Below are 14070 nucleotides of genomic sequence, written 5' to 3'. Positions count from 1 at the left end.
TAGCCTCCCTTTGTTTTATTACTTCTTGAATATGAACCAAATGAACAAAGGTACGGGCCTCCGGGGTGTGTAACAAATGCCCCGCTTAATCGTATAACTAACTAATGGGTTTCTCTTTTTCGATAAAGCACGGGGCACTCCGTATAGTGTTGTTGTATTTATTGGCCAGCTTATGTTGGATCACCTTTAGCGACCGTATCCTGTTTTACATGGCCGTTAATTTACCGCACGATCAGTTTTTATGGTTAAGCACTATAAAGGGGTATTTATTTGTAGTTATAACAGCCATTTTTCTTTATTACCTCATCCGCTCGGATAGTAAAAAGCTTGAACAAGGCGAATCTCAGTACCGCAATATGTACGAGGCGAACCCGGTGCCAATGTGGATCTATGATGAAGACTTGAAGATAGTTTCTGTAAACGATGCCGCGGTAGTTAACTATGGTTATACACGGGAAGAGTTTTTGGAGTTGAGTATCCTCGATATCCGCCCGCCCGAAGACATCGAACAGGTAGTTGAATCTGCAAAAAATATGTCGTCCCGCCTTAAGATCAGCGGTAATTGGCGGCATATAAAAAAGCATGGCGAGCTTTTGTACGTAAATGTAGCCTCACACAAAATTATCTTCAATAACAAACCCGGCGTTTTAGTAATGGCCCGCAACATGACCGAGGTGGTAGTTATGCAACGAAAGCTGGAGCTGGCAAATCAGGAACTGGTTGAGGAAAAGAGGAAACTGAAAGAAACGCAACTGATATCGGGCGTGGCAGGTTGGGAGTTTTATCCTGATACACAAAAACTGACCTGGGCCGAAGAAATTTACGAAATAACTGGCCTTCCCAGAGACGATGAACGGCCTGCCTTTGATATTTACATTGAACATATTTTTCCTGAAGATCGCCGATTGATGCTTGAAGGCCTCCAGGCCTTGATAAGCCTTGGCGTACCGCTTGATGTTACCCATCGCATTAAAGATGTTAAAGGAGAAACCCGTTTTATCCGTCAGCTTGCCACCATCGAACCGGGATCGGTACCGCTTAAGCTGATAGGTTCCATGCAGGATATAACTAAGTTAAAACAACTTGAAAGCGAACGCGACGATTTCAGGAACCGCCTCGAAACAACACTAAATTCCATAAACGACGCTTACTTCGCCCTGGACAAAGACATGACCATTATAGGTTATAACCAGGCCTTTAAAGACCTGATAGGGAGCAATATCCCGCAAATGATGGGCGAAAATATTTTTACCATAATCCCTAAAAATCGTAACCGTTTATATCCATCATATCAAAAAGCGCTGGAAGATCGCGTAATTGTAAAAACGGTTGATTACTCGTTGGTGCTTGATAAATGGATAAGCCTTGCCGCTTACCCTACCGAAGAAGGCGTAGCCGTTTATTTTTCGGACGTTACTGAGGATAAGAAAAAGGATGCAAAGCTGAAAGAGGCCCTCGAACGGTATGACCTGGTTGCCCAGGCCACGCGCGACGTGATCTACGATCTGGATATTGTGAACGACCAGATCATTTATAATACCAGTCTCTCTAAATTAATAGATCTGCCTTACGAGGATATTGAGTATGATCTCGGTTGGTGGCGCAGTCTGATCTGCGAGGATGACCTGCAGGAGGTTGTAAACAGCCAACATAAAATAAGTAGCGAGGGTAAAACCAACTGGGCCTGCGAGTACCGCATTAAAAGCGGCCATAACGAGTATAAATACATAATGGACCAGGGCTATTTTATTTATAACGAGCAAATGAAGCCTGTGAGGCTTATTGGCGTTATTAAAGATATTGATGAGCTAAAGCGTTCGATACAGGAAAATAAACGCCAGAACGAATTGCTGAAACAGGTAGCCTGGATGGGATCGCACCAGATCAGGAAGCCGGTTGCCACCATGCTCGGCCTCATGAACCTTGCAGATACAGCCGACGATAAGGCCGAGATCATAGAACTTTTACCGATGATGCAATCATGCGTGCAGGAAATGGACGGCATTGTACACGAAATTAACGACAAGATAGATGCTGTTGTTGATTTTGATACCAAAGCCTAACCAAAGCCGTTTTTTGATAAATCGAAAATAAAAAACTACCTTTCGATATTGATGGTTATTAAAACCAGGTAACCATTACGGGGCGATAATAAGCCTTATTCCTCAAATAAAACCGCTATAACGAATATGAAAAACTTATCGATGTTTTGCCGTTTTCAGGCTGTACTGCTATTGATTGTTTTTGGTGCTGTTAAAATATCATCGGCACAGCAAAAAAAAGATCCCGATGTAATTGGTCGCTGGGATATTACTCTAAGTAAGGATGGTAAAAACCTGCCTTCGTGGCTGGAGGTTCAAAAATCAGGAACCCATACGCTAATTGGACGTTACGTGTACGCATTTGGCAGTGCCCGGCCAATATCTGAAGTTAAAGTTAACAACGGTAAATACAGTTTTTCTATTCCGCCGCAATGGGAGCAGGGCGACCGCAATATGGATTTTGAGTTTGAAGTAAGCGGCGATCAGTTAAAAGGAACGATGGTTTATACCGATGGACAAACATCTGAGTTTACCGGTGTACGCGCCCCTGTATTGATCAGGGCTAAAGCGCCGGTTTGGGGCAAGCCTGTAAAATTATTTAATGGTAAAGATACCAAAGGCTGGAATGCCGATGGTAAAAATCAATGGGTGGTAGAAAAAGGCATTTTAAGAAGTCTGCATTCTGGCGCTAACCTCATCACCGATAAAACCTTTACCGATTTTAAACTGCATATCGAGTTCAGGTATCAGCAGGGCAGTAACAGCGGCGTTTATTTGCGCGGCCGTTATGAGCTACAGATCATCGATACCAAAAGCGGCGATCCCGAACCTTATAACAATCAGTTTAGCTCGATATATGGCTTCATCGCCCCTAATAAAATGATGGCGAAAAATCCCAACGAGTGGCAATCGTATGATGTAACGTTGGTTGGAAGGATGATCACCGTTGTGGCTAACGGTAAAACAGTTATCTGTGATCAGATCATCCCCGGTATAACCGGCGGTGCTATCAACAGCCAGGAAGGCGAACCTGGTCCGCTACTAATTCAAGGCGATCATGGGCCTATTGATTATCGGAATATTGTGATAACGCCTGTTAAGTAACAAGATGTTAAATAGTAAAGCCTTCCCGTTTCTAGGAAGGCCTTGTTGTTTAATAGGGGATTAATAATAGAGTAGTTTATATGTTTTTTATCCTAAAATTCATAACTCAATCCGCCCTGAAATAAAAATGAATTTTGGCGATAGGAGATATTGGCAATACGATCATTTAGTTTGGTAAACCCGTTAAATGATACTTTTTGATCGAGGTTAAATGTTTCCAGTCGTTGTGAAAATGTGCGCCCGGCTATAAGGTTTAGCTTCCATCTGCGGGCAAGTTTCAGGTCATAAATCAGTCCGCCGCTGCTTTGGCGTAAATGAATGTATTGATCGGTTGCGCCTTCGTTAAGGCGGTACATACTGCCATTTAATGAGGCGGTAACACCAAAAGATTGCGATGCCGATAGCTTATATTTTAATGATGCCCTGGCCGGAATGATACCGGCGAAGCTTAATTTATCGCTAATGGCCCAATCAATATCCGGTAACGGAAGAATGAACTTTCCGGTATAATTACTCATATAAGCAAGCGTAACTCCGTACCTGAATGATTTGGACGGACGAAAGCCTAACCGGATGCCTACGGTGTACAAGATATCATTGGCATCTATATTTTGCTTAAAATCCGATCCTGCAGTAGCTACGCCTACAAATGATATGCTGGTGGTTTGCGAAAATGAATAATTCAAAAGCAAAGGAACCGTGATGGAATGAAAAGCATTGCCACCAATATTTTCTTCGCCCGAAAGATAAAGGCCCTGGTAACGGATGCCTGCTTTTATCAGTAGGGGATGCCCGGTTGAAAAATCTTTATATACCGGGAAGCCAATATCGGCAATGGGTTGTTGTATAGTAAAGGTATTACCATTGGTATTAACCGAGGTTACCATATCAGATACACTCACTCCACCCAAAAAAGGAGCAGTTGTTGTGAGCTTTTTGCGGGTACTGCTCGTGTCAGAATTTTGGCAATAGCCGGCCAGGGGCAATAAAATGCCCATCAAAAAAAGAAGTCTTTTCATGTTGTTAATTTGTTTTTGGTAGACGAGAGAAAGCGCTACATCATTTGCATGGGGTTACTGTTTCGATCAATTTCAGCATCGTTTTATTAAACTCTCCTTTTTCGTTGTCGGTTAAATCTGCAGAGAGCACTACGTCAAATTTTGCAAGCATTACGTCGGCCTGCTCAGCTAAACTTTCTCCTTGGGGGGTTAATTCTACCTGTGTTTTTCTCTTGTCGGTGGTGTCTTGTATTACTTTAACCAACCCGTTTTTTAACAGGAAAGATATTGTTCTGTTAACAGATGCCTTGTCGCGACCAAGGGATGTTACAATATCTTTTTGAGTTGCTCCGCCCGAGTAGTATAAACTCATCAAAACGGGGATCTGATCCATTTGAAGAGGGAAATCGTGTTCCCTGAAAAGTTTATCACATTCTTTATAGATCCTGTGGTAAAGGGAACCAATTTGGGCCAGCAGGGAAGGAGGTGTTGGACGACCAGCTTTATTAATCATGATACAAAAGTATATAATTGGTTGATATATCAACCAATTATATTGAAAACAATTTTCCCTCTTTGTAAGATCGATATTTGCGCTGCTGTAAGGTGCGGCCACTACCTACTGTTTTGAGGATAGCGGGTAGTGGCACAAAAGGATGGCTTAAAGAATAGCGCGGCTTGCACCACCATCAATTTGGATGGTGGTACCGCTAATATATGCAGCCTGTGCCGATGCAAGGAAAGCCACTAACGCCGCAAACTCTTCCGGTTTGCCAATGCGCCCCAGCGGGATGCTTTTAGTTTTCTCTTTGATTGCTTCTTCCGGATCAATATCCTGGGGTAGGGTGTGTTTGATCCTGTCAGTAAATATCAACCCTGGGGCTACGTTATTAACGGTGATGCCATAAGCGCCCAGTTCATCGGCCAGCATTTTAGCGGTTCCAATAACAGCCATGCGCATGGAGGTAGATAGTACTGAATTGGCCAGCACCGATTTAACCGAACCGCTGATAACATTAATAATACGGCCGCTACCGGTGGGTTTCATAAACGGCAATACCAGCCGCGATGTACGTACAAAACTCAGCATGTTTTGCTCAAAAGCCTGTTGCCATTGCGTATCGTCAAAGCTTTCGAATTTGCCGAAGGGAGGGCCACCCGCGTTGTTAACAAGTATATCTATCCGGCCATAAATGTTGCCTGCCTCGTTAATAAAAGCTTCTAATTGTTCGGCATCGGTAACATCTACCTGGATGCTATGCACTTCGTTGCTTGTTTGACTACGGATCTCATCTGCAGCTGCATTCAGTTCGTTGATATTGCGGGAGCCGATGATCACTTTCGCGCCCTCGGCGGCTAATGTCAATGCTGATGCTTTTCCGAGTCCTTTACTTGCTGCCAGTACTACGGCTACTTTTTCGTTTAATCCGAGGTTCATAGGTAAGGGTTTTAAAATTTGCTGCCACTGTTGTTTCGGCAGTTATGTCGCTAAACTGTTACGATGAGCTTATCATCAAAAATGAAGAAAAAAACGATAAGGAACATTACATTTGACTGTCAAACTATGAAAAATGTATTACTGACAGTTGCTTTTTGCCTTGTGCTATTGTTTTGCGCTTTTGTTAAGAAAGGCGAAGTACGCCGTTTTGAGCTTAGCGGCTACGCGCAAGGAACAACCTATAACATAGTATATTATGCGGCCGATAGCCTGGTTACACAGGGGCAAACCGATAGCTTGCTGCAAAACTTTGACAGGTCGGTATCGCTGTATCAGCCTAACTCACTTATTTCAAGGTTTAATCGTTCGGAAAAAGGAGTGGAGGTTGATGGAATTTTCAAAACCCTGGTCATTCATGTCCGGCAAATTAACCGCGCTACCGCTGGTTTGGTAGATCCAACTGTAAAGCCATTAGTTGATGCCTGGGGATTTGGTGTAAAGAAACCCGATCATGAACCAGGTAAAGAAGAAATAAAAAATATATTGCGTTACGTTGGCCTGGATAAAATTAGCCTTAAAGGCAATTTTTTATCAAAAAGAAATCTCCATATACAACTTGATCTTAACGGAATTGCTCAGGGGTATTCGGTTGATCTGCTGGCAGACTTGTTAGAGCGTCATCATATCAATAGTTATCTCATCGAGCTTGGCGGCGAGTTGCGTATTAAAGGGCAAAAGCCCGGCAACGAACCTTTTAAGGTAGGAATTGAAGGCATCACCGGCGATGACCTGGATCCGGCACCGATGCGCAAAGTAATCGAACCGGGAGACGGTGCCATCACTACATCTGGCAATTATCGTAAGCATCATGAGGCCGGCGGTAAACAGATCTCGCACCTGATGGATCCCCTAACAGGTTACCCGGTGCAGAACGAGATGATCAGCATTACCGTTTATGCTAAAAATGCCATCACCGCCGATGGATACGATAATGGTTTTATGGCGATGGGCTTGAAACGCACGATGGCTTTTTTATCAAAGCATAAAGAGATGGGCGCTTATATAGTTTACCGGAAACCCAATGGCGTTGTCACTGATACGGTAAGCACTTATTTTAAAGGACATCCAAAACTGAACTGAAATAATGGAGAGACGAACTTTTTTAAAAAATACAGGCCTGCTTGGTGGTGGCCTGCTGCTTAGCAATAGCCTCAGCGCGCTAACAAACTATAATAACCCGATAAAAATAGCTGTAATAGGCTGCGGCGACCGCGGTACAGGCATTATGAACATCCTTAACGTAATGCCCAATCAGTTTAGGATGGTTTCGATATGTGATGTGCTTGATTTCAGGCTTACCGCCGCGCAAAAGATAAGCAAAACCGGTACGCTGAAAACCTACACAGATTACCGCAAGTTGTTGGATGATAAAGAAGTGGAAGCGGTTATAGTAGCTGTTCCCCTACACCTGCACCACCCGGTAGCAACAGCGGTGATCAACTCAGGAAAGCACCTATATCTCGAAAAAACAATGACCTACACCATAGATCAGGCGCTTGACTTAGTGAAACAGATGCAGGGTCGCGATAAACAGGTTTTGCAGGTAGGGCACCAGTACCGGTATTCGCCACTGTATTACCGGGTTAAAGAGATGATAGAGAAAGGGTACCTGGGTAAAGTTACACAGGTAGATTGCCGCTGGGACCGCAACGGTAACTGGCGTCGACCGGTGCCAAACCCATCGTTGGAGCGTGCCATCAACTGGCGCATGTACAAAGAATACTCGGGTGGATTAGTCGCCGAACTGCTTTCGCACCAGATCGATTTCATTAACTGGGCATTCAATACCCATCCGCAAGAGTTTTTCGCGACTGGAGGCATCGATGTTTTTAAAGACGGGCGTGAAACTTATGATAACGTACAACTCATGCTTCGCTATCCCGAGCAGGGTATGGTGGGCAACTTTGGCGCTATGTGCGGCAACGCGCACGATGGGTACCTGTTCAAGATAAAAGGCACGTTAGGTACGGTTTCGCTGCTTACCGATCAGGGTATGTTCTACCCGGAAAAAAAGCTATTAAGCGAAAAAGGAACAATAGATGGTGTAACCGGCGCAACCCGCATTGTATGGAATAAAGATGGCGGTACACCCATACTACCCGAAGCCACTAAAGACGGCACATGGTATGCCTTTAACGATTTCTATCAAAAAATACAGCATAATCAACTGCCCGATAGTAATGTATTTACCGGTGCCCGCACCGCTATAAGTGTACATTTGGCCAACCAGGCTTTGTACAGCCAGAAAATATGCAGTTGGGATAGTAATTATAAAATAGGGTAATGGTTAAAGGGATAGCAGCACCAACCATTATCAATGGCATGGTGTTGCTTTTAATCAAAAAATTAAAATCCTACTAATCCCAAAAATCTCCCCAAATCCCGGTTCTGACTACTGGTGCACCAATTCAGTTGGTGCTTTCCCAAACTCTTTTTTAAACGAATGCGAAAAATGAGCGAGGCTCTCAAAACCCAGGTCGAGGTATATTTCGGAGGGTTTCCTGTTTTTGTGTTCGATAAGGTGACGGGCTTCGGTAAGCCTTTTTAGTTGCAGCCAGTGCCGGGGCGAGGCATCGAAAGTTTTTTGAAAATCTCGTTTGAATCCGGCTAAACTACGACCTGTTAACTGCGCGAATTTCTCTACCGGTACATTAAAATGAAAATTGCTGAGCATAAATTTTTCAAGGTCGATCTTGTGAGGTTCCGAAAAATCGAACAGGAAATCTTTTAGTTCGGGTTGGGTATGCAGCAGCAATTGTACGGCTTCCCTAACTTTCAGCATGCCGAGGTGCTTGGTTATATTTTCGTGGGGGTTGCGTACATAGGGAAGCACGGATTGAAAGAAGCCGCGTAAAAACTCATTTTCGGGGATCCGGATATTGGGCAGCCCGGTATATTTTCTGTTTGCTTCAATTCCTTCTTCAAGGGCAAGCTGGCGCAGCATATCCTCTTTGAGGCAGATAATGATGGTTTGATAATCGCCGCCATCAATTGGCATCTTGATCAGTTCGCCTAACTGATTTTTGCGGATCAGCATCATTTCGCCGCCTTTCATCGAAATTTTTTGATAGGCGGTTTCCATGCTGAACTGCCCGGAAACCTGTAGCACAAGTGTACTATGCGCAAAAAAGCCCACCTTCTCTTTTCTCATGCTCGAGAAAAAAGAATAAAAGATAACGCCGGGAATTATTTCGGTTGGATTGGTCACTATGTAAATATATAAAAACAGGAGGGGCTTATGCAGCCCCATCCCAATTTATCGTTGCAGGTAAGTACCGCCCAATATGGCACCCTGTGCAAACTCAGTATTGAGTGTATTTAATTCATCGGCGCTAAAAGCAATCGACATAGCCTGGATATTTTCGGGCAGGCGTGTTCTTTTGCTCATGCTTACCAGCGGCATAATATCATCGCCTTGCGCGTTTACCCATGCAATAGCCAGTTGAGTAGGTGTGTAGCCTTTATCGCTGGCCATTTGTTTTAATACTTCAACCTTTTCCAGGTTTTTCACCAGGTTTTCTCCCTGGAAACGTGAAAAATGGTTGTGGTAGCTATTGGCCGGGAGTGGTGCTTTCATATCGCCGGTCAGTAAACCTTCGGCCGTGTTGGCGAAAGCTACTACGCCAATGCCTAACTCTTTAGCGGTAGGGAGCAGATCATTTTCTATCTGGCGGTCGGCTAATGAGTAGCCTATCTCTAACGCTGATACCGGGTGTACGCTATTTGCTTTACGGAGCTGATCGGCAGTGATCTCAGAGACACCAAGGTGGCGCACTTTACCTTCTTTTATCAAATCGGCAACTGTGCCTATCACATCCTCAACCGGTACGCTGTTATCTAAACGGCAGGGTTGGTAAAGGTCGATGGTATCTATGCCTAATCGAACTAAAGAATAATTAATAAAGTTTTTGATGGCGATCGGCCTCAAATCTAACCCAAGCCATTGGCCATTGTAAAAAATAGCACCAAATTTTACGCTGATGAAGGCATCATCCCTACGACCTTTAATGGCTTTACCTACCAATAATTCGTTATGGCCGGCACCATAAAAATCGCCGGTATTTAAAAAGTTGATGCCACTATCTAATGCCGCCTGGATGGTGGCGATACTTTCGTTTTCATCATTGGCTTTGCTGCCCCAAACTGACGACATGCGCATACAGCCCAAGCCAAGCTTTGAAACCAATGGGCCATTTTTACCAAGATTTATTTTTGTGATGTTTTCCATTACTGATATTTTATTTAAAACAAAGATGAGGGCTTTTGTTTAGGTGGGAATTTCGTGCATGGCTCAATTTACTTGTCTGTATGGCTCAAAGGTTCTCTTTCTGTAGAAACGCATTAAACGCGTCTGCCGGTTGCAAGTTACGGAAGATGGTAATTGTGCAAGGTTGCTTGTACTAAAGGAGACGCATGTGATGCGTCTTTACGAAAAAAATAAATAATAACTACTTTAGGGCCAACAATCACAACCTAATGGAAAGAAGAACTTTTGTTAAAAACTCATTATTGGGCAGCGCCGCGGTATTATCTAATCCCTTGATAGGGAAAGCTAATCAGTTGGGACTTTTAAATATCGATCAGCCAATGCAACTAATGGGTGGCCGTTTTGTTACTTTTTGCATCATGATCCGTACCTCGCCCTGGGAGGTATCGCGCGATGTGAAACTGATAAACCGCGACGAAGGTTTTGCACATACGCTTGAGGTTGTGAAAAATTTAAGGGAGATCTTTGCCAAAAATGTTCCCGGCGGCAGGCTGACATGGGGTTTTACCCTGAATGCTCTTGAAGATAAACGACAAAATTATGTAGATATCCGTAACTACGTAATTGAGTGCCAGCAAAAGTATGGCGATGAGGTTTCATACTTCCCCGGATATTTTCCTGCTATGTATTTGCCCCGCCACAGGGTAAACCAGGAAATGACCGAGGCCCTGCAGCGCATCACCGCCATGGTTGGTAAGAGCTACAGGCCTAAAGGTATAATGGGCGGTTTTTTATCTGCCGATAACCTGGCTTATTTGGCCGAGAAAGAAAAGATCCACGTAGCCCACGCCGTGATCTGGAGCCAGCATGAAACTGACGGAGGCGGCGCGGATGGTTCGCCGTCGTACCCATTCTATCCCTCAAAGCAACATTTTTGTAAACCCGCGCAAGGTAAAAGCGACTTTATTGATTGCGTAAATCTTGATGGCTGGAGTGTTGATTTTTTATGTGCCCTGCAAAGTGGCAATGTTTGGGGTACTACACCTTTTAACGGCGCGGCCAGCAGACGTGGAGTTGGCCCCATTGAAAGTTATGGCGATTGGGGCCTGGAGATTGGCCATTACTCGGTAATGCATACCCAATCACTTCACTTTGATCGTGGTTTTGAGCTGAATGGTTTTGGATGGATCCCGAACATTTGGGAAGCTGCACTTGTGAAAATAGCCGAGCGTAAAAATTGGGACGATACCCTTGCTTACCGGGCATTAGAAAAATGGACAAGCGGTACAGTACAACGCTGGCCGGATGTAAAGTTCATCACCTTTGGCGAATACGGCGAGATCTGGCGTAACCAGTATAAAGATAACAGTAAGTGGAACTATCGCTTTGAAGAAAAAGGCCTCGGAATTGGTAACTCATGGGGTGATAAGGAGATAAAATGGTACATGAACCGCGAGTTCAGGTTGGCCACACTCCGCAACTGGCATAAAAATACACCTGAAATGGTGGTTGATTTTACCCGCTACGATCTCCCCGCCCAGGAACCAGCCGATCCATCACCCGAAAAACCGGTAAAGGATTGGAGCCTAATGAACCGCATCAATCAAAAAGGAGTGAGGCCTCAGGATACCCCGGTTTTGATAACCGAGTTGAAGAATGATGAGAAAGATATGATCGCGAAGTATTATCCGGGGTTGTTTAAATAGGTATTGTCCTATTTTGGTTATAAACGCCAATTTATAACCATCTCGTCATTGCGAGGTACGAAGCAATCCCAAACTATACAGGGTGGATTTGTATAGCCACTCTGCTAATCTGGGATTGCTTCGTACCTCGCAATGACGTCTTTAAGAGAAACATAAATCTAACTTAATCAACCCTCACTCAATGGCAACGTAAAGTGAAAAGTTGAACCTTCACCCGGTTCACTCTCCGCCCAAAGTCTTCCATTATGAAGAGTAATGATTTCAGCACTTAAATACAAACCAATACCGAAACCGGAGATATGCCTTGTTTGCTCATTACTTACCCGGTAATAGCGCTCAAATAGCTTATTCAGATCATCGGCTTTAATGCCTATGCCTTCATCGCTTATACTTACTTTGGTATTGTTAGCCTCAATTCCCCAACTGATGCTGATCTGTTTTCCTTTTGATGAATATTTTACGGCGTTGCTGAGCAGATTGGAGATCACCGAGCCAATTTTATCTCTATCAGCAGTAATCTCTAACCCGGCGCTATCACCTAACTGGAAAATCCGATCAGCAACGGTAAGCTTCGTTTCATTTACCATTTCGCCGATCAGTTCATCCAACCTAAACAAAGTTTTTTCTATCACGATCTTCCCTGATTCAAGTCGCGACATATTCAGGAAGCCATTGATCATGGACGTCATCTTCCTGATCTGGAGGTTTGATTTATCAAGGGCCGATGGCACAAACGGGTCTTCATTACTTTGCAGTTTGATGCTCAGCATTTGTATCATGGCCGTGAGCGATGTAAGCGGCGTTTTCAGCTCATGGCTTACCATGCCAATGAAATCGTTTTTGCGCATCTCGTCCCTTTTCTGCTCGGAGATATCACGCGCTATTTTGGAAATACCGGTGAGATTTCCTTCGGCATCCCTTACAGGCGAAACGGTTAGCGAAACATCTAACGTACTGCCATCCCTTCGCAAACGGATAGTTTCAAAATGCTGAATGCGTTCGCCGTTACGTAAGCGATCAATGAGTTCCGGTTCTTCTTCATGCCTGTCCTCAGGTACCAGTTTCAGGATCGATTCGCCTATCATTTCCTCTTCCGAATAGCCGTACATCCTTTCGGCACCACTGTTCCAGCTGGTAATGATACCATCAAAGGTTTTACTGATGATGGCATCGTTTGATGACTCGACAATGGCGGCCAATTTAGCGCTGCGTTCGCGACCCTCGTTTAGGTCGGTAACGTCAAGGGCAATGATCAAGCCTGCATAAATGTTTCCTTTATCATCATTCAGGGGCACAAAATCAACCTGGTAATCTTTCAGGTCGGCACCTTTGCGCATTATCCTGAATTGTTCGCCTGCCAGCACGCGCTCATACAGATCAACGTTAGCGGCGTAACGTTCGGGTGAGGTTACCTCGCTAAGGTGTTTGCCTTGTCCTTCGGCGGCGTTGTAATTTAGGCGCTCAAATAAATTGCCTTCTAAAGCTATCACATGGTGATCTTGCCCAACTACCATGATCAATGATCCGGGGATGTTTTGAGCTATGGTTCTGAACAAGCGTTCGCTTTTTTCCAGTTCGCCGCGTGCGCGAAGTAATTCTTCGTTTGTGGCTATATACTCTTCGTTGGCGGCGGCTAATTCTTCATTTATGGCGGTCAGTTCTTCGTTAAGGGCCTGGGTTTCTTCTTCGCTCTCCTGTAATGCTTTGGTACGCTCAACCACTTTTATCTCCAACGAATCGTTGGTGGCTGCTAACTCCTCGCGGGCTTCGGTCAGCTCTTCATTAATGGCGGTCAGTTCTTCATTGGTGGCAGAGATCTCTTCGTTGGCAGCAGTCAGCTCTTCGTTAAATGCCGCGGTTTCTTCTTCTTTAGCCTGGAGTTCTGTACGCAGGCGCTCCTTTTCGTTCAGGTCGCGTATAACACGCACATAGGAGAAGATGCCTATAGCGAGCGCCAATATAATAGCGTTAACAATTAACAAAGGTGTCCAAAAAGCGTATTTATCAAGTACGGCGGCCCGTTCATTTAATAGTGCTGCTTCGGTGCGTTCGGCTTTGTCTATTGCCTGGCGCAGATCGTCCATCGCATTTTTTCCGGCATCAAAATCAGTTTCGTCTACTTTTAATTTTTGCTGTCGTTTTTCAACTACTAATTGTAAAATATTCATCCGCTTTTCCATCACCTCGCGGATATCGGCCATATTTGCCTGCTGTTGCGGATTATCCTGTGTAAGTTCGGTAGCCTCTTTTACCAATTGCAGCGCCTGCGGATAAGCACCACGATAAGGAGCCAGGAAACCCTCGCGACCTGTAAGCAGGTACCCCCGCTGACCGGTCTCAGCATCTTTCATCAGCGAAAGCGTTCGCTCTAACTTTTGGATAATGAGGTTACTATGAGCTACTTCGTTATTGCTGCTCAATAGGTTTTGGATAAACAGGTAAGATAGGATGCCGACAAGCATCAGCATACAAAAAGAAAAACTATAGCCGAGTTTAAGATTTCGGTTAAAGCGGT

11 protein-coding genes are annotated in these 14070 nt (G+C 44.5%); 5 read left to right on the top strand and 6 right to left on the bottom strand.

Annotated elements, in window-relative coordinates; all coding sequences use genetic code 11:
- Positions 1-104: 104 nt before the first annotated feature.
- Both AAFN85_RS23765 and AAFN85_RS23760 read left to right on the top strand, forming a co-directional pair.
- Positions 105-2063: a PAS domain-containing protein gene (locus AAFN85_RS23765; RefSeq protein ID WP_347530223.1), complete on the top strand. Its 1959-nt coding sequence runs from the start codon at positions 105-107 to the stop codon at positions 2061-2063.
- Between the two features lie 126 nt (positions 2064-2189).
- Entirely contained in the window at positions 2190-3146 is a 957-nt protein-coding gene (locus tag AAFN85_RS23760; RefSeq protein WP_347530222.1) for a DUF1080 domain-containing protein, read from the top strand.
- Between the two features lie 92 nt (positions 3147-3238).
- Here the strand turns inward: AAFN85_RS23760 and AAFN85_RS23755 are convergent, their stop codons facing one another.
- From AAFN85_RS23755 to AAFN85_RS23745, 3 genes are all read right to left on the bottom strand, one after another.
- Complete coding sequence (locus AAFN85_RS23755) at positions 3239-4165, bottom strand: DUF6268 family outer membrane beta-barrel protein (protein WP_347530221.1); 927 nt, start codon at positions 4163-4165, stop codon at positions 3239-3241.
- Between the two features lie 40 nt (positions 4166-4205).
- Entirely contained in the window at positions 4206-4658 is a 453-nt protein-coding gene (locus AAFN85_RS23750; protein WP_347530219.1) for a MarR family transcriptional regulator, read from the bottom strand.
- Between the two features lie 147 nt (positions 4659-4805).
- A complete protein-coding gene (locus AAFN85_RS23745; RefSeq protein WP_347530218.1) occupies positions 4806-5582 on the bottom strand; it encodes an SDR family oxidoreductase in 777 nt (258 codons plus the stop codon).
- Between the two features lie 126 nt (positions 5583-5708).
- Between AAFN85_RS23745 and AAFN85_RS23740 the strand changes: the two genes are divergently transcribed.
- Together AAFN85_RS23740 and AAFN85_RS23735 are read left to right on the top strand one after the other, a co-directional pair.
- Complete coding sequence (locus tag AAFN85_RS23740) at positions 5709-6722, top strand: FAD:protein FMN transferase (protein WP_347530216.1); 1014 nt, start codon at positions 5709-5711, stop codon at positions 6720-6722.
- A gap of 4 nt (positions 6723-6726) precedes the next feature.
- Positions 6727-7926, top strand: a complete 1200-nt coding sequence (locus AAFN85_RS23735; RefSeq protein WP_347530215.1) for a Gfo/Idh/MocA family oxidoreductase — start codon at positions 6727-6729, stop codon at positions 7924-7926.
- Positions 7927-8034: 108 nt separating this feature from the next.
- Here the strand turns inward: AAFN85_RS23735 and AAFN85_RS23730 are convergent, their stop codons facing one another.
- Complete coding sequence (locus AAFN85_RS23730) at positions 8035-8793, bottom strand: AraC family transcriptional regulator (protein ID WP_347530214.1); 759 nt, start codon at positions 8791-8793, stop codon at positions 8035-8037.
- 105 nt (positions 8794-8898) lie between these two features.
- On the bottom strand, positions 8899-9870 hold the full coding sequence (locus AAFN85_RS23725) for an aldo/keto reductase (RefSeq protein ID WP_347530213.1): 972 nt from the start codon (positions 9868-9870) through the stop codon (positions 8899-8901).
- A gap of 248 nt (positions 9871-10118) precedes the next feature.
- Between AAFN85_RS23725 and AAFN85_RS23720 the strand changes: the two genes are divergently transcribed.
- Positions 10119-11555: a DUF3863 domain-containing protein gene (locus AAFN85_RS23720; protein ID WP_347530212.1), complete on the top strand. Its 1437-nt coding sequence runs from the start codon at positions 10119-10121 to the stop codon at positions 11553-11555.
- A gap of 167 nt (positions 11556-11722) precedes the next feature.
- On the opposite strand, the gene AAFN85_RS23715 is transcribed toward AAFN85_RS23720, so the two are convergent.
- Positions 11723-14023, bottom strand: coding sequence for a PAS domain S-box protein (locus tag AAFN85_RS23715; protein ID WP_347530210.1), 2301 nt, complete (start codon positions 14021-14023; stop codon positions 11723-11725).
- Between the last annotated feature and the right edge of the window lie 47 nt (positions 14024-14070).

Origin of the sequence: Mucilaginibacter sp. CAU 1740 (genome assembly GCF_039839285.1) — a bacterium.
Lineage (GTDB): Bacteria > Bacteroidota > Bacteroidia > Sphingobacteriales > Sphingobacteriaceae > Mucilaginibacter.
The sequence above is the reverse complement of the archived record's forward strand: the minus strand, read 5'-3'. Positions and strand labels throughout refer to the sequence as shown.

Coding starts and splice junctions, on each gene's coding strand:
- AAFN85_RS23765 (WP_347530223.1), top strand. CDS start 105: ATGGGTTTCTCTTTTTCGATAAAGCACGGGGCACTCCGTATAGTGTTG.
- AAFN85_RS23760 (WP_347530222.1), top strand. CDS start 2,190: ATGAAAAACTTATCGATGTTTTGCCGTTTTCAGGCTGTACTGCTATTG.
- AAFN85_RS23755 (WP_347530221.1), bottom strand. CDS start 4,165: ATGAAAAGACTTCTTTTTTTGATGGGCATTTTATTGCCCCTGGCCGGC.
- AAFN85_RS23750 (WP_347530219.1), bottom strand. CDS start 4,658: ATGATTAATAAAGCTGGTCGTCCAACACCTCCTTCCCTGCTGGCCCAA.
- AAFN85_RS23745 (WP_347530218.1), bottom strand. CDS start 5,582: ATGAACCTCGGATTAAACGAAAAAGTAGCCGTAGTACTGGCAGCAAGT.
- AAFN85_RS23740 (WP_347530216.1), top strand. CDS start 5,709: ATGAAAAATGTATTACTGACAGTTGCTTTTTGCCTTGTGCTATTGTTT.
- AAFN85_RS23735 (WP_347530215.1), top strand. CDS start 6,727: ATGGAGAGACGAACTTTTTTAAAAAATACAGGCCTGCTTGGTGGTGGC.
- AAFN85_RS23730 (WP_347530214.1), bottom strand. CDS start 8,793: ATGAGAAAAGAGAAGGTGGGCTTTTTTGCGCATAGTACACTTGTGCTA.
- AAFN85_RS23725 (WP_347530213.1), bottom strand. CDS start 9,870: ATGGAAAACATCACAAAAATAAATCTTGGTAAAAATGGCCCATTGGTT.
- AAFN85_RS23720 (WP_347530212.1), top strand. CDS start 10,119: ATGGAAAGAAGAACTTTTGTTAAAAACTCATTATTGGGCAGCGCCGCG.
- AAFN85_RS23715 (WP_347530210.1), bottom strand. CDS start 14,023: ATGCTGATGCTTGTCGGCATCCTATCTTACCTGTTTATCCAAAACCTA.